This is a genomic window from Pseudomonas sp. WS 5078 (assembly GCF_012985745.1).
Lineage (GTDB): Bacteria > Pseudomonadota > Gammaproteobacteria > Pseudomonadales > Pseudomonadaceae > Aquipseudomonas > Aquipseudomonas lundensis_A.
On record NZ_JAAQWX010000001.1, the window covers coordinates 472,055 to 493,123 of the forward strand.

Consider the following 21,069-nt stretch of genomic DNA (forward strand, 5'->3'; position numbering starts at 1 on the left):
GCTTATCTCGCAGGGAAAGTCTTGAGCACGTGGCCCAAACGTTCATTTTGTTCTGGAGTGATTTCATTACCGGAGCCATGCCCGGCGTTTTCCATCGTGATGTAGGCCACACCGCTCAGCCAGTCGCCCAAAAATTGCTGCGCCTGATTCGCCGGTTGCGCCGGCAGAATTGGCAGTTGGTCCGGGGCCACGTCGCCGTAAAACGCAAACAGCGCATCACGATTGCCCGCATGGCTTTTCGGGCGCTCAGCCAGGGGCTTTTGGGTGTAACCGAACCAGGCCACGAAGTCGCTCAATACGCGTTGCACTTCCAGCACCTGGCGTTCAACCATCTGATCGCGGCGCGACCCGCTTTGCGCCCGCTTGAGCACAGCGTCGCGCAGCTGACCCGGCAAATCGAGGCGATAGCCGCTGGTGATGAGTTCGTCCACCAGCGCCTCAATCGACGGTTTGTCGAGTTGCAGCACATCCATCAAGCCCTGACGGCCGGGAATCGCACGCAGGTAGGCAATCCAGTCTTTGAACACCGCACGGGCGAACTTGTGCTCGTTGCTCTGCAGCTCTGGCGCCTTGTTGCCCTCGGTGGCCGCCGCAACGGGCGCATCGAAGTCCACCGACAGATCACCAAAGCTGTCGCCAAAATCAAAGTCGCTGCTCGGCGCGTAAATCTGCGGTTTTTTCTCAACCACTTCGGCGTCATCTTCGGCGTGTTCGCTGTCGTCTTCGTCATACACGCCGTTGAGGTACAGCTCGCGGATGTCTTCGCTGGGCAGTTGCAAGGTGTTGATCAGCTCACCCAACACCGGACCACGGCGCTTGAGCTGGGCCAGAATCATCTGCGCCTGTTCGCGCTTGGCAGCACTGGCGTCGTCGCCATCGGCCCGGTACAAGCGGCTCAAGGCCTTGAGCGTGTCGCCGTTGAGGGTCTGGTCCAGTTGTTCGCGAATGCGGCTGAGCTTGAACTCAAGCCCTGCCAGTTCGCTGAAGCTTTCACTGAAACGGGTGATGCCGCCATCGTTGAGGGTCAGCATCGCGTCCCACGCCTGATCGACGTCTTTGACGTGCTTGCTCACCAGCTCCGCCTTGGCGAAGGTCTTGCGCATCAGCGTCAACTGCTCGCCGCAGCTGTCGGAGAATTGCTGCTCGTCCTTGCCCACAAGGTTGATAAACGGCGTCGGCATACGCGGTTTACGCACCAGATAGGTGTTGTTGAACGCCTGGTCGTTCTTCCAGTTGGCCATCCACGGGAAGCTCTTGAAGCGCTCCAGCATGGTGCGCGTCATCATGCCTTCCCACTCTTCGTCTAACTGAAGCGCGGATTTTTGCAGGGACTGGGCGATGCACTTGTCGAACATGGTCAGGGCCCAGATCAGGCCGGTCGCACGGCCCGCACGCTCCTGCGCGGTCTTGCCCTGAGTGACTTCAATCCAGCGGCTGAGCACCGGGCCTACGTCATTCACGTCGCTCTGGTTGGTGGAACCGGTACACACCACCAGCGCGTTCATTTCCTGATCGTCGGTGTAGCGTTCGAACAGGTAGGCCACCTTGCCCCGCAGGATCAATTGCGAGACCGAGTTTTCCTGACCGTTTTCGCTGGAGATGCTGCTGATCTGACGTCGCCCGCGGTAGCCGGGGAAGTCGAGCAGGTCGACTTGTTCAACGATTTTCGCGTTCGGGGTTTCAACCAGCCGAAAGGTCATTTCCGCCGTCAGCGCCGCCAGTTGGGCGATCGGCAGGGAGTTGGGGTTCTGCAGGCGGCCGTCGGTGAACGGACGCACTTCGACCGGCAGATCCTGCGGGCTGCCGAAGCGTTCCAGGATGTCGACGCTCATGATGCTGTTGCGGCGGCTATATTCCTCGCCCTGACGCTCCACCAGCACCGACAGCGGCGCGAACACGGTGGCGGGCATGCCCAGGCGGTTCAGTGAACCCGCCAATTGCTGATACACACGGGTCAGCGCGCTTTGCTCGCCCCACAGGATCGAAAACAGCTCGCCACGCTCCTGGAAGTTCAGGCGCGGGGCCAGCTTGATCACTTTGGGCCAGTAGTGATGGGTCAGGGCCTTGAGGGATTTTTCGAAACTCTTGTTCAGGTAATCGAGCAACGAGACCACGTCGTCAGCGTGTACACCCGGCTGCAAAGGCCCGGTTTCACGGCCTTCGAAGGGCTTGAGCGCTTTGCGGATGCACTCTTCGTCGATGACGTAATTGACCTTTTCCTGATCAAAATCCTTGAACCAGGTGTTGGCCAGAATTTTCGCCAGCTCGATTTCGTTGAACAGTTTGAGTTCGACCGGGAAGTTATCGTCTTCGCTCTTTTTCGCCAGACGGCTGAAACGCGTGACCAGCCCGGTGGCTTCTTTACCGCCGCCGCCGGGGTTCACGTGCTCGATGAAGTCCATGCGCTGAGGGCCGAAGTCGGTTTCCAGCGTGCCTTTGGGGCCTGCGGCGAGTGCCGAAATCAGAAAGGACTTGCCCGCCTGCGACAAGCCGAAAAAACCGGCAGTCATCGGCGTGGTGGCCACGCGGCTCAAGCTCTTGGCCTGATTGCGCGCCTTGTGCAGTTCCAGGCTCAGCTTGTCGGCTTCGCTGTCCAGACGCGGAGCGGTGACGCGGGTTTTCTCCACCCAGTCCAGCGCCTGACCGGCACCTTCATACACCGCTGCCCAGCTGTCTCGCAGGGCTTGTTGCTCAGGGGTCAGAATGCTCATTTGCGTTTTACGCTCCCGCTGTCCAGCCAATACTTGTTGTCACTCAAGCCCGCTACCAGCAACGTGTTGAGTTGCAGCACCAGATCGGTCTTGCGGAACGATTTGTCGGTGTTGGATTCCACCAGGTCGATGCTCAGCAGGTCGCTGAGTTGTTCCTGACGCTTCATCTGTGCGGTCGGCTCAAGCACTTTGAAGGTGACGTTGACCACCGGCATCTCGCCTGCAACCAAAGGCCGCGCTTCGGAGAACCGCTGACGCCCCGACGGCGTGAAGCTCAGGGTGTACAGCGGCGAAGCGGACCAGCGCTCGGCCGCCAGTTGGCGGAAACCCAAACGCATGTCACCGCGCATTGCCAACGCGGGCGTACGGGCGTCGAGGCCCTCACCGATTTCAGGTAGCACGATGCGCCCGTCCGCCGATTTCAGGTCGCGGTACAGCACGTCGGCGTCGGTGATGATGTTGCTCAGGTCGATCACGCCCATGTGCTTGATCGTCGAGTAGGGCTTGAGCGCCGAAGAGCGGAAGTAGAAGTTCGGCACGCTGTGGTTGGCGCACAGCAGGCACAGCATGGCGCCCACCGAGGCGGTGCTTTTCGGGTCGTCGATCAGGCCGTTCTTGTGGAACGGGTACCAGCCGCCGGTGCGGTAGTTTTGCAGCGCGAGGATACGGCCCGGTGGCAGCGGCAGCATTTTACGGATAAACGCCTGAATGCCCGGCAAGCGGGACGGGCGACCGGTCAACAGCAACATGTCGCACGGGTAGTGGGCGATCACTTCACACAGCGCACCGAGGATTTTGGTGATGTTGATCTTGCCGTTGAGGAACGCGCCATGCATTACCTGCAGGTCAAAGGTGATGGGGGTTTTGAGCAGGTCGAAATCGGTCTGGCCCCCCAGCTCACGGCGAACCGCGCTGTTCACGTAATCGAGCACGCTCTGGCTGATGGCGTCTTTGCCGAGCAGTTGCAAGTAGGTGTGGGTGCTGGCAACGACCGGGAACTCCGGGTTGTAGAGCTCGTAGTGACGCAGCAGCTCCAGCCCCAACGGGGTGAACACCTGCAGGTTCAGTTGCTGGCGCAGCACCATGTCTTGCGCACTGCCGGACTCGGCGCCGCACAGGCGCGACATGAGCGAAGCCGGGGCTTTCACGCCAGCGTCCTGCAAGGCTTTCTCGAAGCTGGGCAGGATGAACTCCTGGATCACGTCGAGCAGGATGTCGTCGCCCGCCACCTTGAAGCCATCACGGAAACGCTGTTCCGGCACGATGTGCACGTTACTGCCGCTGGTGGCGTTGCCCGCCCGGTCCAGCCGGTAGTCGGTAATGACCAGATCCGTGGTGCCGCCTCCGATGTCGATGGTGGCCAGCGTGATGCGCTCGCGATCTGTCTTGCCTGGGCGCGAGATGGCGTCGAAAAACTCTTCGGGGTGGCCCGCAAAGTTTTCGTTCACTTCGGTGTAGAGGTACACCAGTTGACCGCACGAGGCCTCGTCCCATTCCACGCGTACCTTGGGCAGCGGCGTAGTAGACGGCGCGGCGTCCTGATCGTAGGGGTCCAGTTCATCGGTCTGCCAGTTCAGGCTCTTCCACACCAGGCCGATGGCGTGGCGCATGCGTTTCTCAAGGATGCTGCGCTCAGCCTGCGGCATGCCCGGCGGCACGGTCAGGGTGATGCTGTTCAGACGACGAGGCACGCGGGTATGGCCCTGACGCGAGCGCTGGGCAGGGCTGTTGATTTGCATCAGCGCCTGCGCCAGCACTTCGGCCAGCATGAAGGTCATCAGCGAGCTGCGCGAATAACGCGGCATGAACACAGGCAGTTGCTCGTCAGGGTTGAGGCTGTACAACGCGTCGCCGGTTTCGTTAATCAAGTGCGAAAACGGGGAGGCCGTGGCGAACGGTTCCTTGTCGGTCTTGACGTAGGCACAGTTGAAGCGCCAGCCGTGGTCGTAGGTGTTCTCATCCCACAGATAGCGCTTGGGGCTCGACAGCCCGGTCGACCCTTCAGTGCCACGGCGGCGGCTGGCCAGGCGCCCGGCCTCCTTGCCGACGCGGGCGATGGTGGCCCACTGGAACGCATCGTGACGGCCGCTTTTGACTGAGCAATGGTCCTTGCCGAACGACGCTTGCGCGAACTCGACGCGGCTTTCGAAGGCGTCGTTGTAGGTGTGCTCAGGGGTAATCAGGTCGCGCAGCTCAAGCACATAGTTGTCCTTGAGGCCCGAGCCGGTCTGGCCGTGGTCTTCGATGAGAATCCCGCAGGTGCGCGAATTGCCGACGTCGAGTACCAGGTCCACCGGAATCGGCGGCGTGACACCGCTGCCGTGGCTCGCCACAACCTTGAGCTCCGGCACATTGACCTGCGGCGGCGGGGTGTTGTTGTCACGGGTGGTGCACGGCTCCATGAACAAGCTGAGCAGGTTCAGGTAGTGCGCTTCGGGCCAACCGTCCTTGATGTCTTTTTCCAGCTCGTCGCGCGGGGTTTTCGGGTTGCCTTCCTTGAACACTTCCAGCAGCCATTCCTTGACCCAGATCTGATCGAGGAACCAGCGCGCCTGCTGCGGCTTGCACGCCAGCTTGAAAGTGACGCCCGAACTGGCGTCGTCCTTGTTCGGGCCCAAATAGAGGCTGCCGTCGTGCTTGTCCATGGTGCGGGTGTCGAATGCCAGCGTCAGGCGATGGGTGTTGCCATCGACATCCGGCTCGGCCAGACGCACCAGACGCATGCGCGACCAGTTGGTCGGGCCTTGGTCAAAGGTGAACGGCGGGCGATGACGGAACACAGGAATCGGCAGCCAAAGCCCGTCGTAGAGCTGCAGGCTGCTGTCCATGCTGATGTTCAGGGTGCTGCGCGCTTCGACGGTCTTACCCGGCTCGCTCTCGTAAAAGTAGCTGGTCATGCCGTTGCGCTCGCCTTCTTCAAGGCGGCACAGCAAACCATTGGTCAGCGGCGCGAAGTCACCGGACGGCAGTTTTTTCGGGTCCAGTCGCAGGGCGAAATCCATGAACTGGACGCCGGTGTCACCCACGAGGATGACGGTGTCTTCAAATTGGGTAACTTGAGGCAGCATGTCAGAGTCTTCCGGTCATTATTCGCCCGTCTGGCGCATGGAGATGGGGAATTTCTTGTCTTCGTAAACGCCGGTGCAATCGGCAATGCTCTGGGCACCCTGACGGCAATCGACTTGCGGCATTTCGTAACTGCTGCCGTCACTGCACGCCGCCTGGCCCTGGCTATTGATCGCCAGGCTGCCACCTTGCATCGCTGCCGACACAGGGCCGGTGCAGTTGATGCCGTTGGCCTTGCGCACAATCACCTCGCCCTTGCCATCTTTGAACTGGTATTCAAGGCGCAGTGGCTTGCCGGTATTTTTGTCTTGAATGCCTGCACCTGCACGGTAATGGCCGTTGAGGAAGTCCGCGTTACCATCGGGGCTGTCGGCCGGAATGGTCAGCGGTTCGCCGGGGACACTCGGGGTTGTCGGCGCTTGCGGATCTTCAGGGATCTGCGGCGGGGCCGGCGGCGTTTGATCGGCCGGTTCGGTCGCATCCGGCGCCGATGGCTCGTCTGCGTTGGCAGGCGGCGCGGTGTCAGGCTCAGGTTCAGGTTGCGGCTGCGCTTGCTCAGGCAGGGGCTCAGCAGGGCGCTGCGCATCCGGTGCGACGGGCAGCTCACCCTTGGGTAACGAAGGCCCCTGGCCTGCGCCCGGCACGGTGGCGCCGTCACTGGACAGCGACAGGTCGGCGTTGGTGTCAGGCTGGGGCAGCGTTACATCAGGACGGTCAAGGCTCGGCAATGTTGGCCAGGTCGGCACGGGCAAACCCAACTGGGGCGCGCAGCCGCGCAGGCCAAACAACAGTAGCAACAACAGCAACAGCAACAGCAGTGGCAACAGCCACCACCAGCGACGCCACCACGGCCGCGCCACGACGGGCAGCGGGGCCGGGGCAGGCACGGGCTCGGCAATCGGCGGCACCACGGGCGCAGGCGTGACTAGCGGTGCAGCCTGCGGGCGCAAACAGTGCAACGGGTCCATGTGGTGATCGGCACCGGGGCGACGGAATCCCCAAAACGTCAGCACCGGTTTGCCATTAACCAGGTACACGTAGTTTTCGTCAGGGAACGGCAGCACATGCCCCAGCAGTTTGCCGAACACGGTGCGGTCGACTGAAGGCTTGATCTCGCTGTGAGGATCAAGATAAGTGGCACTGAGCTGATTGAGAAACGCCTGGAGCTTTTCCAGCTCACCCACGGCATGTACGCGCTCATCAGGGGTGGCGCTGCTCCAGGGAATCACATCGCCGGGCAGCTCGCTGTACCAGTCAATGTTGTCACCCAGTTCATCGCTTTGCGGGATGGCCAGATGCTGAGCCATTTCGGGATTCTTGCGGCGAATGGCTTCGCGTAATTGCAGTGCTGCCCGGTAAACCGGTTGTCCGGTTTCGCCAAGGGCTGTGAAATCACCGCTTTTACCACTGCGTAGAAGTGCGCCGCGCATCCGAGCTCCATCTTTAAAATTCGCGCGGTTGAACCCGGACGAGTGCCCGAACCGCTTCCTTGATTAAGCGCGAGACAGTAATGGCTAATCGACATCGGAGTCAATTAGCCATTAGCTGACAGCTATCATTTTCCGGGTTAGCGGCAGCGTTTACTGAGGATGTGAGCCGTAACTTCAGCCAAGGAAGGGATGAACAGAACGCTTTAAGCCAGTGCGCAGTGACGCTTCACCCGCTGGCCGGTCGGTATTGCAACGCTTCTGCCAAATGCCTGCGCTCGATGGACTCAACGCCTTCCAGATCCGCCAGCGTACGCGCCACTTTCAATAAACGATGTGCGGCCCGTAGCGATAACGTCATGCGCTCGCAGGCGTTTTCCAACCAGGTGTTATCTGTATCGCTCAAGCGGCAGTGGCTGCGCACGCCGGGCAAGTCGAGAAACGCATTGGCGCACCCTTGGCGTCGAACTTGCCGCTCACGGGCCGCCGCCACTGACGCGGCGGCTGTCGCGGTGTTGTCTCCCGAGGACGGGAGCGGATTGAGCGAGGTGGTTTCACGGGCCACGGTCAGGTGCAGGTCGATACGGTCCAGCAGTGGGCCGGACAGCTTATTGCGATAACGCTGGATCTGCTCCGGGGTACAGCGGCATCGTCCCGTCGGCTCCCCGAGATACCCGCACGGGCACGGGTTCATGGCCGCCACCAGTTGAAAGCGCGCCGGAAAACGCATCCGGTCTCGCGCCCGCGCAATCACAATAAAACCCGACTCCATAGGCTCTCGCAAAACCTCCAGTACCTTGCGATCGAACTCAGGCAGTTCGTCAAGGAACAAGACCCCATGATGGGCCAGCGTGATTTCACCGGGCTGTGGCTTAGAGCCGCCACCGACCAAGGCTGGCCCGGACGCCGAATGATGGGGCTGACGAAACGGGCGTTGGGGCCAACTGCTCAGCGGTACATGACTGGCCACCGACTGGATGGCTGCGACCTCCAGCGCTTCGGGCTCATCAAGCGGCGGCAATAAGCCGGGCAAGCGACTGGCCAGCAAGGTTTTACCGGTGCCGGGCGGGCCTGTGAACAGCAGGTTATGACTGCCTGCAGCCGCGACCAGCAAGGCGCGCTTGGCCGACAACTGGCCTTGTACGTCACTCAGGTCGGGATACGGCTTGCTCACCTGCAGCAGGCCGCTGGCGCTGTAAGGTTCCATCACGGCACGGCCTGCAAAGTGCGCGACCACTTGCAACAAATGCTCGACCGCAATCACCGTCAGCCCTGAGGCCAGGCACGCTTCCTCGGCATTGGCCAGGGGCACCACCAGCGCACGCCCCGCGGCCCGCGCAGCCAGTGCAGCAGGCAGCACGCCTTGCACCGGACGAATCGCACCCGACAGGGCCAACTCGCCTAAAAACTCGACGCGTTCCAGCGCCGTGGCGGGCAGTTGCCCACTGGCGGCCAAAATGCCCAGCGCAATGGCCACATCAAAACGCCCGCCGTCCTTGGGCAGGTCGGCGGGCGCGAGGTTTACAGGTCAATACCGGGGCATGGACATCTAAAGTACAAATGTCCATATGGACGCCCTCCAACCCAGCCCCAACTAAGCAATAACGTCTCGATGATCCAAAGGGATCCCCAGTGACCCAACTGAAGTGCTGTCCGCTGCGATAGCTGGCAGCTTTTGCTGGAACTGAGGAGCGAGCTTACCCAGCAAGCATGTCTAAGAAACTCTGTAGATGGGCTGTGGGTGAGGAGGGCAAATACCGTCAGGGTCGACGAACTGCCTAGCGAAATTCGAGTGCCTGAGTTCTCAATGGCTACCACATGAAGGCAGCGAGGCGGTGGGAGCGTGGTGAAAATGCGTATTGGCGTATCAGGCTTTTCTCAAGCCAAACCCTTGATTCTAATATAGAAGTGGTGGGAATTAGAAGATTGACGAGAAGTGAATCTGGCGTAAAATACACGTTTTTTAGGTCGATAAAAAATCTCCGGAATCGACCAGATATTTCAATCATACGGTAGGGGTGTGGCGTTGTCAATATATGGCTAAAGGATCGAAATACATTGCTTTCGTGGAGCTCATTACCCTCACCCTTTTTCACATCACTGTGGCTCCAGGTGTCGCCTCCTACGCCCTTCCATTCGCGCACGACCTGAAGCGTCAGAGGAAGTACGTCGTCATAGGGTTCCCGATCCTCCGCTGGTCGACAGGCGCGTTATGGGATGAAGCGAATATTTGGCTAGGTGCTCTAGCCCAAAGCATCCCTACCCAAGACATCCGAATAAAGTCTATAAGGTTTTTGGCCTACGCCCTGCTTACTTTTATGCGATTTGTAGAGAGTGAAGGACGCGCATGGAATTATCTTCCGTTGATTCCTGCAGATAGAATAATAAACAGGTACAGAAAGCATCTGATCGACGCCAGAGAGAACGGTGAATTAGCAGCATCAACTGTCTCTGCAAAAATGTCCGTCGTGCTGCGATTGTTTAGATGGGCTCAGATAAATAAGATCATCAGCTCAGTTGCTTTTGAAGTAACCGGCGTTAAGGTGGTTAAGGTTCCTGACCGATATGGTCGTGAGTTGGCTGTGAGTGTGAGCTTTTCGAACCTGGCCATTCCTAATCGCAAAGCCTCGACAGATCGAGTTGAAGGCGGGCTTATGCCAGTTTCTATAGACTATAGAAATGAACTGATTGACTTTGCGCGCGATCATTTAAGTTATGAGCTATATCTAATGCTTAGAATTGCATTCGAATCTGGCCTACGAATTGATTCGATATGCGATTTAAAAGTCAACACTATCCATTGGGCCACTCCGGATTTTTTTGATGCGGGGCTGTCTTGGTTACAGGTGGGGCCCAAAGTAGACGGTGCGCCTGTTACAACCAAATTCGGGGTGCAGGGGGTCGTGATGATTGGCACAGCGCTTTTAGATGAGCTGAAAGAATATTGCAAATCCATACGACGTATCACTAGAGAAAATCGAGCGCCTGAGAATTGTCAGGCGTTGTTATTCATAACAAAAAGTGGCAGTTCCTATGGCCGTCGGTTAAATGCTGACGGCAGCGCCATAAACTCCCTTATTTATGCGGCAAAAGAAAAGGCGAGGAAGATGGGTTTGAGCTTCGATGATTTTCACTTCCATCGAGCCCGTGCAACTTTCGGTGTTGCGATAGTCCAGTGTGGGATGGAGTGCATACCTAGCATACCGTTGTCAGACGTCCTTAGCTTCGCCAGGGACTGTCTTCTGCACAAAGACATCGAAACCACGATGACATACGTTAGGTTTTTGCAAAATTCGAAAATCAAAGCCAAATATGCCAATGAATACACTGCTGTAATGATGGGCAGACATGCTGAGCGCAGTAAATGATTGATGATCTTGAGTTTGACGGGGTGATTTATGGGGAAGAGCGAGTCCCACTGACGTTGAAGTCTTGTCTTTACGTGAATGGGGCTGGCTGCAATACAAAAAAATTTGAGGGGCTCCGTGTGGGTAATGCCCTTGGACACGTGGTGACTGCACGCCTCCCGCTAGTCTACGCCCTGCACTCGGAATTGAACGGGATTGTTTCATCAGGGGGTAGTAACAAAACTTTGGAAGGCGGTGTATCTCGTGTCCGGGCTTTTTATACGTACAGTGACGAGCTAGGTATTGACCCGACCAAGGAAAATGCTTGCGGCCTATATTGTGGATGGGTAAAAAGCCTCTATGAAAACGTTAATAGTGGGGATGCTAAAGAGAGCGGCTGTTACGGAAAAGCTAGTGGCATGGCATCGTTGCTCGGAAAAGCTACAGGTCTGGGCCGAGATTTTTTTGTATTAAATGCTGGGCTAACGGCCCCTAGCAAAAAAAATGCATTCCCCGAAGTTGATAAGCAAAATCTTGGTGATGCGAAGCGTTTTATCGGTGACCTGATGGATATTCGCAACTGCTTAGGAATCGAAGCATTTCAGCGACCTCTGCCAGTGCAGCTCAAGATGTCAGACGGTCAGGAGATATGGCTGTACAGCGGCCTAACTCAGTATGAGAAGGTACTGCCACATAAGCTTGCAGATGTTAGTTTAAGAGTGCGATACGCTTTATACAATGTTCGAGCAGAAACTGAATTGATGTTATTCATAAGCCAAACGTCCATGAACTTGTCAGATGCTGCCAAACTCCAATTTCAGGAGCTAAAGTTCTACACGGTTGGTGACAGTTTTGAAGCTCGCGCTTACAAAGGCCGAAAGCAAGGCGAAGTTATATTCACGGCTTACGGTGAGTATAAACCTTATTTTTTGGATTTTCTTGCCTTCAGGAAAACCCTGAATATCAGCGACCATACCAGCCTGCTATTCGGTAAGTTGCCACAGGCCGGTAGATCTGTGAGCGACAATCCTAACCCTCGCTCTCTAACTAGTTTAATGAAGAGGTTGGGGCGTCCTTTAATAATAGCGGGAGAGCTACGGAAAACCCGGCAAAACTGGTTAGCCCGCAAAGCAGGGGACTCTTCCCTTGCCGCCGAGATAGGCCAGCATGATTTGGAAACATTCGGTAGGTATTATGAGCGCCCAAACCACCAGACAGCGGCCACTGAGTGGTCGAACTACTACAGAAATAGTGCAAAGGCTAAGCGCGCTGCACTCGTGGGAGAGTGTACTGGTCAGCCTATTCCCGTAAAAGAGTTGCCAGCGGGTTTTGAGAAGCCCAATTGCGTTAATCCGAATCTTTGTATTTTCTGTATTAGCTACAAGGGGATAAAAACGTATTCGTATATATGGTCTATTGTTTCTTATAAGATTTTGCGCGAGCGTGAAAAGTTGGTTTCTCTGCGCAGTAATGCGGATGTTTCCGGGCTGGACTCTACAATAAGTCGCCTTGATCAAATCATCGGCGCGTTTGAGACCGCTGGAAAGAAATGTGCGGCATGGTTGGCAAAAGCTACGCAGCAGACTCAGATCGGAAATTACCACCCTCGGTGGAGCGGCTTTATTCATTTGCTAGAAGTGGCCAGTATATGAGTGCGTTAGATCTTGAACTGTTCAATGAGGAAAGTCTGGAAACCCGAGAAGCCTTGGAAACCTTGGAGAAACTGGAAGCCCCAGAAACCCTTGAAGCTCTGCAAGGCATCGATATAGGGCCCAAATTTCCGCTGGATGATGACTATCCTATTTTGGTAAAAAAGGATGAGTCCACCGGACTGGATCAGGTGCTTGTTACTTATAGTCAAAACCGATGGGATTTTTCAAGTGTCTCTGGGACAATTAAAAATTTCTATTTTTATAGGGTTTCAAATTCAGCGAAGGGAGACATTTCAGCTGCAGGATGGAAAGCATTTAAGATGGTAATGGCCTACTTGTGGATTAACCGTGGGCGCTCAATTTCGATTGAGACTTTCAGCTACTACTACAAGCAGTTTCGTGCCCTATTCGTCATTATGACTGCGCATAACGTGGATGTGCTTGAAGCCCCAATGAATGAGGATCAGGCCTGCAAGGTGTTTGGGCTTCACCGTCGCGCTAGCGTGATGCTTCAGCTCATTGCCGTTTTGTATGTTGGACGTAGTCGCTTAGGCTTTTATTTTTTGCCACCTTGGGAGAGCACCTTGGTGCAGCGAATGCTTGAGCCAGTAGAGTTTCAACAAACGCCATGTATTCCATGGCGGATTTGGGAATACCAGAAGGATCGGCTCAAGTTGTTCATGGATGATTTCATCTCAGCATCCGACCGGCTGGGTAGGCTGCAGAACCGTTTGATCGAGCTTTATGAAGAGTCTGATTACACTCGAAAGCGAGTTAAGGGGCGCGTCACCAGCGACACCCATAATATCAATCCACTGGGTAAGGATCGTCATAGGTATTTAACCTTTCACCACTATGCTACTTTTTATCGATTGTCTCCGCTGTTGAAAAAGTGGATGGTGCCGCCTGGCAGAGATCTTAATATGATTATCTCCCAAGATGGGGCGAGAATTTTTTCATCGTATTTGACCGCCGTTTCTTATGTGGGCTTAATCTATCTGGCAAACCATTCCGGCATGCGAAGAGGCGAGCTCTCAAAGCTGAGGGCCAATTGTTTTGTTACAGATGATGATGATGTTTTAGGTAAAGCGTGCTTTCTTTGTAGCGGTACATCAAAAACAATCGATGATCCCAATGCTCTTTGGGTAACTGACGAATATAGCGGTGAGGTCGTAAAGGCGCTGGGTGCCGTTTCAGCAATGAGATTGAAGTGTGCAAAAATTTTTAATCGTGGCGATGTCGCAGGCGCCGATATGCTTAACCCTCTGCTGCTATTACGTGCTTATGAGCCTTGGGGCCGTGCTAGGGGTGAGGCATTAGATAAGAGTGTCGAACTCTGTAAAGATCTTTCCTACAGTAACTGGCAGGGGGTGTGCCCTAACCTTTTTGACACAAAGGTTCTCACGATCACTGAAGAAGACTTCCTGCTGGCCAAAAAGTATACCCCGTCATTGGACGCACAAGAATTTGCCGTTGGCAATATCTGGCCTTTTGCTCTTCATCAGCTGAGACGTACGCTTTTAATAGATGCCACTGAATCTGGAGTAAGTAGATTATCAGCTCAATATCAAGCGAAACATCGGAGCATATCGATGACTCGCTATTATATCTCAAATTTTCAGAGCAATCTTAGTGTTGAAATGCGCAAAGGCCTAATGGCTGAAGTCGTTGCCACTCTATCAAGAACCGCTGTGGGTCTTAAGGCAAACCATTTTGTTTCTGTCTATGGTCAGGAACATAAAGCGAAGCTCATCGAATTCGTAGATGTGACCGACATCAAAAACTTGGACGGTGCTGCCGACGCAAAGTCTTTTTCGATCCGAGAAACCTTCTTCGGCATATGTTTGAAAAAAGGCTTTTGTTCATCAGGTGGGATTAGTTTTGTAGGCGATTGTGGAACCTGTGCAGAGGGGCTGGGGGATAAACGTAAAGCTCCTGTTTTGGTCGCTCTTAAAGATGATCTAACTTCTCGCCTCGTTGATTTCAAGCCAGGCGATTTGGATTACATTTCTATGGAATTCCAAATTAAAGCTATTGGTGCGGCTCTCGAAACTCTTAGGACTGATGATAATGAGTAAGGCGGAGCTTGACTTTAGTGCAGCCTTTGAGAGGCTCAAGAGTGGAAACGCCTTGATCCTTCCACCTGGCAGTCCTGTCTCTCAGAATAACGTTGCCAAGGAGGCCGGGAAAGACCCTTCTGCGTTGAGGAAGTCTCGATACCCTAAGCTTATCGCGGATATCCAAGCTTGGATTGCATCGGACGCATCTACCAAGACTGGCGCGTCTACAAACACGGGCGCCTTCACAAAGACCAGCACGCCCACAAAGGTGGTGATTGCGAAGGCTAAGGATCCATATCTTGAATCTCAGCTAGCGGATGCAACGCTCCAACTGGACTCGCTTCGAGAAGAACGTGACCTGCTGCTGTCCAAGCTTTTGATGGCAAATGAAAGAATCCTCCTTCTGACATCAAAAATCAAAGAAGACGACAATGCAGGCAAAGGGTCTGCTCCCATTGTGTTCACTTAGGTGATGATGAACGCAACCGCCTGCCCCCCGACGCCCTGGCCGATGTGGATGCTGGCCGTGTAATCAATCATTAGGCCGTCCAGACATGGGCGGACAGCCTCAGAACCGACACCGCGTTGCCGGTGCTCATCATTAGACCTCCAGACTACCGTCCAGCAGATCCTGAATGGCAACGTCTGTTACGACGGTCGCGGTGGGATGGCAGCTACCTGTCGCCCCGCACAGATCGGTACGTGCTGAACTTCCATAATCTAGGGATTCTGAAGGTGTGTTTGGCAGACGCTTACGAAGCAAAAGCCTATGTTATCGCTGGATCGGCGTCCGATCAGATAATGCCAACCCTGGGCTTCGTCCATAGCCACGGCCACGGGGTACCATACTGCCTCTGGTTTTTTTGCCTTGCCCAAACGTATCTGAGCTGCCAGCTCATCCCATGAAAAACTCAAACCCTGCTCGTTGCGCTTACCGACTAGGCTCGCTGAGTGGTATCAGATAGCCGCCCGGATCCATTCAACTGCCGCCCGAAAGAGGCGCAGAGGATTTCGGAGCAAGGCCAGCTGACGGCGCTTGTGAGCGTCAGGTCTGATTCTATCTGCCTCAGCCCTCCGAGCTTCCTGCCATACCCGACAGGAAGCTTTTCTGGATCAACTCAGAGGGTCAAGCAGGCAGCGCCATCTGTACCAGCCAGACAAGAGCTTCCAGGGCTTGTGTGTGGTAGTAGGCGAGGATCAGCAATGCCGCGCCGTTCAAATATCTGCCAGCCGCGATGCCTGCCTTCCATGTCGGTTTCACTTTGATGCCGTGCTCCCGCTTCAGTCGCTTAATCAGCTGCATCTGGGGCCGCTTTGACAAGGCAGCCAAACGCGAAAGCCCCAAGAACACCACCGCGAGCAACTGCATGTGGTCGCTCAAGTAGCGTTCGCCGGCGCCGAAGCCCTCAGGCAGGAAAGGCTGGGGCCCCGAGAAGGTGGCTGCAACCGCGAGGGCCGCGATCAGCACCCAAAACAGGGCCAGGGTTCGTTTGGACTGCAGGGCCGGGTATTTGGCAACGACAAGGGAGTGCGTTGTCATCAGACTCTCCGATTTGGTAGTGGACTTGGGATGAATGAGTTCAAACAAAATTTCCCAGAAAAGTCACCGCAACGCTACTCAACTCACTGCTTTTACTTACTGCATCACTCGCCCTTGGCGTGCTGTCGCTGGTCTCCTGTCTGGCGATGACGGGGGGCATTCACTGATGTGGCAGTACTGGTCGATCTCACTGGCCTTTTGCCTGGCCGCCCACGCGCATAGCGACAACCCTTATCGCCAGGACGGCAGGCTGGTGCGAGCAGTCCAACATACTTAGGCACACGTCCGGATTGAAGCACGCGCCTGCAACTGATCAAATGCTCTAAACTGCCGCTTTTAGTGGGTCTCTATCGGTGGAGAACGCCTCCACCAAGACATCGAGCGAGGACAGGCATGACGGCTATCATCACGGTTGCAATTGCAGTTTTCGTGGCGCTCATGGCCCGCGAGTTGAAAATCTCTGAATTTCGACAAGCCTGGATTAACGGGCTTCGGGATGAAATCTCTGACTTCACAAGCAAAGCGCATGAATGGATGCAGGTATACCTTGATACCAATGGTGCCGACCAAGACATCAAACAGGAAGCGTATCCCAAGCTAAACACTCTCAAGTTCGATTCGTACCGGCTCCTGCGCAAGATCCAAATGAGGTTCCACCCCAACGATCATGCGGCCAATAAGCTGCTGGCTTCGCTGGAGAACCTGCTTGACCCAGGCAAATTGGCGGTTGATCCGGGAACGCTCCCCGTCGACAACCGCTACGGCGTATGGCGAACGATGGCTGATCAGTCGATCCTGGAAGCTCGTCATCTGCTGAAGGAGGAATGGGAGACTACCAAGAATCCACTGAGGCGATTCCGGCGCACGCTCAGCCGCCTGCGTGGCACTAAGTAACAAGCATCTTTCCGGTACCCAAACCAGCATCACACATGATGCTAGTTAGTGCTGCAATCGAAGAAAAAACGAGGAGGGCTCCCGCGGCAGTGGCAGAGATGCGCAGCTGTCTCTGGGGCAGCGCCCTTAGAAGAAATCAATATCCCTTCTCCAGTTCGCCAAGGGCTACACCGGGGCAGGCTGATCGTGATCACGCGCCCACTCCAATGTCCCTGAACAGCGGAAAGTGAACGACTGGCCAAGTAAGCACACTGCCTTTCAATACTTGCGCCCTTAGAGCCTGCCAGTGCTAGTCCACCAGGGTCAGCCCGCCTTGGCAGCCTGACTTGTAGGAATGGCCCATGACGTCTGAGCGAAGCCGTTGTCGTCGGCCAGTATGAGATTCATTTTTGCGCTGTACTTCTTCCCGTGCAGGTCTTTGTATTTGATCTTTAGCGGGATTTTCGCACCGCTTAGCCAAGCTCCGGGATTTTTGCCCAAATGGCCAAAGGCGTTGGTGACTGCCTTGCCGTTAGCGAGTACTGGTATCTCCTTATCCTTGAAGAAGCAGCTCTGTGCGTCACCGGGTATCTGCGCTCCGGAAGGCTCGGCTAACGCCGCCAATACCGCCTTTTGTCTGGCGAACAGCTTGATGTCTTGAGCCGGTCGATTCCCAGTATTTTCCACAACTAGATTCAAGGCAATGCCTTCATTACCACCTGCAACAGTGGCGATTCTGGCAGTCAGCATAGGACGATTTGTTCTCCACCAGTGCCGAGAGCTAAGCCACATCCCGAGGGCACCAATGCAGACACTGGCCAAGGAGGGCAGTGATAGCGCCCTCTCAACGATCTCGTATACGTCCGACATACCGATACTCCTTAGCAGATGATCCGCTAGGCATCCAATCCGGCACCAAGCGTATGATGGTAGAGCAACGGAAGTCATCTCAACATGTTCGCACCTTGCCTGCCACACCTATTGTCGTCACAAGCCTAAAGCTCCGTTGGTCATACCAGCCGGGGTGTAATGCTCGAACCTGCGTTATCACCATGCCCACCCGCATCCCCATGAAGGAACTGACATGCTGATCAAGCTGTAGTTGAACCACAATGATGCGAAGGTTTCTGCGCCACTGCACAGACTGCCAGCCTGACTAAGAAGACTTTCGAGAAAACGTCAGGCCGCGATCACAGTAGGTTCGTTTGGATCCTAGGGCAGGTTATTACGCGCCATTCAGCCGAGTGCTTTCACTGCACCTCTCCGGTTTCCACGTGTTCTAGCGGTTTTGCATCCGTCACCGGTGTGCACCGTGTGCCCAGAACTCCAGGCGCGATCAGGGGTGATCGTCCACCTTTCGGCAGGCTCGCCAGCCTCGTGCAAATTCACGCAGCTCAGGCCACCCAAGGTGAGCTCAGGCGAACGCTCCAAGCTTTGGCACGACCCCGCCCCCTAGGCTAAAGGGCGGTTCCAATGCCGTCTTACTGTTGGCTCAGAGACGCCCAGCATGCGGGCAACCTCAGCACGAGTGTGTCCTGCATTTTTGAGATCTTGTACCGCCCGTGTGACCTTTTCAGCGTCTGCAACTCGCGGGTGAGGCTTTTTTACAGGGGCGGGCTTCACGGGCGTGTGGAGCAACGCCATCTTCGCCAAATCGGCATGAGCGGTTGCGATGACGTCAGCAGCGGATTGCTGTTCCTGCGCGGCATACACCAGCGCCAAGAACGCCACTGGATGCAACTGAAGGGATTTGCAGAGCTCATCGAGGGAGTCGGTCGTCAGCGACGTCTTGCCGTTCTCAACAGCACTCACATGCGATTTGGTGATATGGACGCCCAGGTCTTGCTGAGACATTCCGCGCTCCGTTCTCAGGAGCTGCGTCACCGACGCCAATGCGTTACGCAGAGACATTGCGGGGCCTACCTTCAAAATCGATGGTATGCCGCGTTTGCTTTGCGTCTCTCAACTCTATATATTTGATCGAGTGACGATGCTGCTCCCGGCTGAGTTTCAACTGTGGGACGATCCGTATCGCTTTTGATCAGTGCGTGGATATCAATATATAGCTAAAGCGACTCCGTGCAGACATGGCCTTGCGCCACAGCAAACCGTCCTTCGTAAGTCAGACAGGCCGGCCAGTTGAGACAAACGGGTCAATTGACGGGAAATTCGAGTTGGGGTGCGTGTGCGAATTGGGAGTCTCAACCGCGAGGTATTGCTACTAGGGTCAAGAATCGCCTTCGGCAAGTGTCAAGCTCGACTGTGGGGATTTCCTTGGATGGCCGCGTTTAAGTCAAAGGACTTCGGGATCCGGTGGGGGATTGCGGCCAATGGCATTTTACAACTGAGTATAGACGCCCTTCCACGATGTCCGGTGATGATGGCCAGAACATGTTGAACAGCGAAGTCCTTCACCCTACTCAAGCGCTAGATGGCATACCGAAGATTGTCGCTAAGGCAATGCAGGTTGATTTCGACGCTCAGATCTCTGGATACCTTATCTGTGCAATCCCAGATCCGCAGGGGATGATTGGGGTGATTTACGTAGATGATCGAGGGCGCTTTGCAAATGGCAGCAGCATTCGCACCTCACGGGTGGTTGCTTCATCAATTATTAAGGGCTATGTGGTCGTTGAAACGCTGAACAGCCTCTATGTGATTTGCAGCTGGTCGGGCTGCAAGCAATACCTTTACCCCTCGCGGGCGCGCCATTGAATACCGTTTGCACGAGCACGGAACTCCAGGTGATTAATTTGCTGGTGAGGAGTGGGTTCCAGCGGCAAGACGCACAGTAGCAACCGAAAGCTGAACATGGCTAGGAGTCCTATGAGTGACGTTTTAAAAGACGTTGTAGAGCTGTTGAACGGAGATGGCGATTCACTGACAGGCTTTGAGGGTGATGCTGACGAAGCTGTAGCGATGGCGATCCGTCGTCCGTCCTGGAAACCGTACTGCATCGTCAAAGAGTGGACGCTCATCGAGATCCAGGTGACAGAAGAGTTTCGAGAATCGCTCGCCAGCGACGGTTTGCAGCCCGTTGTCCTGTATGCGTCGACTGTGTTGAGCCATAGCTTTAATAAGCGCTTGGCTGGCGATTGGGTTCGATCTACTTACCAGCGCGCGTTCACTGAGGGGGTCGTGTTTGAAACGCGTAACACCATCTACATCTTGATGGGAAAAGGGCTGCGAAAAAAGGCCAGCATTCAGACTGTCATGGCGATTGTTGAGCTCTACTAATGCCGTGGCCATGCGGGTGCACCTCAACATTTCACTCGGACGGTAAATGTCATGCGATTCCTCGTAATGTCAGATCTTCATGTCGAGTTCCAGCCTATTGAGCTGCCCGACCCTGCCCTGTACGACGTCGCAATCCTGGCTGGGGACATCAACATTAAGGGCCGAAGCGCACACTGGGCCGGCGAGCATTTTTCGAAGGACACAATTCTCGTGGCCGGCAACCATGAGTTTTACAAGTCGAGCTGGAACAAAACGCTCGACCAACTGAATAACTGCCAGCTTCCCCACGTCCATTTCCTGGAACAGCGCACGCTCGTCCGAGATGGGATTCGCATCCTAGGATGCACCGGCTGGTCGGATTTCGAAGGTACGGGCAACGCGCCGCTCGCCCTGCTTGAGGCCAGAGCTCTGATGAATGACTACAAGCTCATCCGAATGGAGCCGGAGTACCGAAAGCTGGTGCCCCAACAAACCCGCAAAGTCGCGCAAGAGTCTCGTGAGTGGCTGCGCCGCGAGGTTGGGCAACCGTTCCAAGGGAAAACCATCATCGTGACTCACTTCCCGCCCTTGATGCACTTCGTGCCTGACTACAGTAAGCATCCGCATCTTCGCGCGGCCTACGGCAACAACTGGCAGGAATTTCTGGATATGGAAATCGACCTCTGGGTCTTTGGGCACACTCATTTTCCGGTTGATGAAACCATCAACGGAACCCGATTTTTGAGCAATCCCAGAGGTTATCCAGGGGAAGAGGTCTACTTCAACAAGCAATGTGTGGTCACGCTTTGAACCGCCAAACGAGTGCGAGTAGGGGATTTGTTAAGTGTATTTTCCAGCTTCATTGATCGAGGCCACGAAGCTCACCTTTGAGAAGAAAATCAGCGGATATTTGCTCGATGCCCGCCCCGTCGGTACGGGGTTCAAAGCTGCCATCTTCTTCGACATCCACAACCACTCAGATAACGGCGACACGATTGTCACTGACGATGTGGGGGCGATGGAAGAGGAGCATGGCTATTCCCTTGCAATCACCGCTAGCGGCGACCGATACGTGATTGTGAGCTTTTTAATGTTCATGCTGGAAGAGGTCGACGGGATCGAGCAGACCGTAATTCTGTCCATGACCCGAGATAACGCCAGGATGGATGAGGAGTAG

At 55.4% G+C, this 21,069-nt stretch carries 15 protein-coding genes and 2 pseudogenes; 10 read left to right on the plus strand and 7 right to left on the minus strand.

Annotation, left to right across the window (positions count from 1 at the left end):
• Positions 1–2: 2 nt before the first annotated feature.
• The 4 genes and pseudogenes from HBN68_RS02230 to HBN68_RS02245 all read right to left on the minus strand — a co-directional run.
• Positions 3–2,711, minus strand: coding sequence for a virulence factor SrfC family protein (locus HBN68_RS02230; RefSeq protein WP_169962403.1), 2,709 nt, complete (start codon positions 2,709–2,711; stop codon positions 3–5).
• Positions 2,708–5,779, minus strand: coding sequence for a virulence factor SrfB (locus HBN68_RS02235; protein ID WP_094991848.1), 3,072 nt, complete (start codon positions 5,777–5,779; stop codon positions 2,708–2,710). Before HBN68_RS02235 ends, HBN68_RS02230 begins: the two co-directional genes overlap by 4 nt.
• An 18-nt stretch (positions 5,780–5,797) precedes the next feature.
• Positions 5,798–7,207 carry an SrfA family protein gene (locus tag HBN68_RS02240; RefSeq protein WP_169962405.1) on the minus strand — a complete coding sequence of 470 codons (1,410 nt, stop codon included), beginning with the start codon at positions 7,205–7,207 and terminating at the stop codon, positions 5,798–5,800.
• A 226-nt stretch (positions 7,208–7,433) separates the two neighbouring features.
• Positions 7,434–8,729 (minus strand): annotated as a pseudogene (locus tag HBN68_RS02245) (YifB family Mg chelatase-like AAA ATPase); the annotation flags it as partial.
• A 511-nt stretch (positions 8,730–9,240) separates the two neighbouring features.
• Between HBN68_RS02245 and HBN68_RS02250 the strand changes: the two are divergent.
• The 5 genes and pseudogenes from HBN68_RS02250 to HBN68_RS22085 form a co-directional block, all read left to right on the plus strand.
• On the plus strand, positions 9,241–10,572 hold the full coding sequence (locus HBN68_RS02250) for a tyrosine-type recombinase/integrase (RefSeq protein WP_169962407.1): 1,332 nt from the start codon (positions 9,241–9,243) through the stop codon (positions 10,570–10,572).
• Positions 10,569–12,203 carry a hypothetical protein gene (locus tag HBN68_RS02255; protein ID WP_038451990.1) on the plus strand — a complete coding sequence of 545 codons (1,635 nt, stop codon included), beginning with the start codon at positions 10,569–10,571 and terminating at the stop codon, positions 12,201–12,203. The genes HBN68_RS02250 and HBN68_RS02255 overlap by 4 nt, the downstream gene beginning before the upstream one ends.
• Positions 12,200–14,281: a hypothetical protein gene (locus HBN68_RS02260; RefSeq protein WP_156030416.1), complete on the plus strand. Its 2,082-nt coding sequence runs from the start codon at positions 12,200–12,202 to the stop codon at positions 14,279–14,281. The genes HBN68_RS02255 and HBN68_RS02260 overlap by 4 nt, the downstream gene beginning before the upstream one ends.
• Positions 14,274–14,732 carry a hypothetical protein gene (locus tag HBN68_RS02265; protein WP_051661125.1) on the plus strand — a complete coding sequence of 153 codons (459 nt, stop codon included), beginning with the start codon at positions 14,274–14,276 and terminating at the stop codon, positions 14,730–14,732. Before HBN68_RS02260 ends, HBN68_RS02265 begins: the two co-directional genes overlap by 8 nt.
• 2 nt (positions 14,733–14,734) lie before the next feature.
• A pseudogene (locus HBN68_RS22085) lies at positions 14,735–14,806 on the plus strand (CopG family transcriptional regulator); the annotation flags it as partial.
• Between the two features lie 583 nt (positions 14,807–15,389).
• Here HBN68_RS22085 and HBN68_RS02270 read toward each other — a convergent pair.
• Positions 15,390–15,803, minus strand: coding sequence for a hypothetical protein (locus HBN68_RS02270; RefSeq protein ID WP_038451984.1), 414 nt, complete (start codon positions 15,801–15,803; stop codon positions 15,390–15,392).
• Between the two features lie 393 nt (positions 15,804–16,196).
• Here HBN68_RS02270 and HBN68_RS02275 point away from each other — a divergent pair, with 393 nt between their 5' ends.
• Positions 16,197–16,697, plus strand: coding sequence for a hypothetical protein (locus HBN68_RS02275; RefSeq protein WP_169962410.1), 501 nt, complete (start codon positions 16,197–16,199; stop codon positions 16,695–16,697).
• 303 nt (positions 16,698–17,000) lie between these two features.
• Here HBN68_RS02275 and HBN68_RS02280 read toward each other — a convergent pair whose 3' ends face one another.
• Positions 17,001–17,546: a hypothetical protein gene (locus HBN68_RS02280; RefSeq protein ID WP_038451980.1), complete on the minus strand. Its 546-nt coding sequence runs from the start codon at positions 17,544–17,546 to the stop codon at positions 17,001–17,003.
• A 582-nt stretch (positions 17,547–18,128) separates the two neighbouring features.
• On the minus strand, positions 18,129–18,587 hold the full coding sequence (locus HBN68_RS02285; RefSeq protein ID WP_038451978.1) for a transcriptional regulator: 459 nt from the start codon (positions 18,585–18,587) through the stop codon (positions 18,129–18,131).
• A 480-nt stretch (positions 18,588–19,067) separates the two neighbouring features.
• Here HBN68_RS02285 and HBN68_RS02290 point away from each other — a divergent pair, with 480 nt between their 5' ends.
• From HBN68_RS02290 to HBN68_RS02305, 4 genes are all read left to right on the plus strand, one after another.
• Entirely contained in the window at positions 19,068–19,391 is a 324-nt protein-coding gene (locus HBN68_RS02290; RefSeq protein ID WP_169962412.1) for a hypothetical protein, read from the plus strand.
• 111 nt (positions 19,392–19,502) lie between these two features.
• A complete protein-coding gene (locus tag HBN68_RS02295) occupies positions 19,503–19,913 on the plus strand; it encodes a hypothetical protein (RefSeq protein WP_038451976.1) in 411 nt (136 codons plus the stop codon).
• A gap of 51 nt (positions 19,914–19,964) precedes the next feature.
• Complete coding sequence (locus HBN68_RS02300) at positions 19,965–20,702, plus strand: metallophosphoesterase (RefSeq protein WP_038451975.1); 738 nt, start codon at positions 19,965–19,967, stop codon at positions 20,700–20,702.
• Between the two features lie 34 nt (positions 20,703–20,736).
• The gene (locus tag HBN68_RS02305; RefSeq protein WP_038451973.1) at positions 20,737–21,069 is read left to right on the plus strand and encodes a hypothetical protein; all 333 of its coding nucleotides are present in this window, start codon (positions 20,737–20,739) and stop codon (positions 21,067–21,069) included.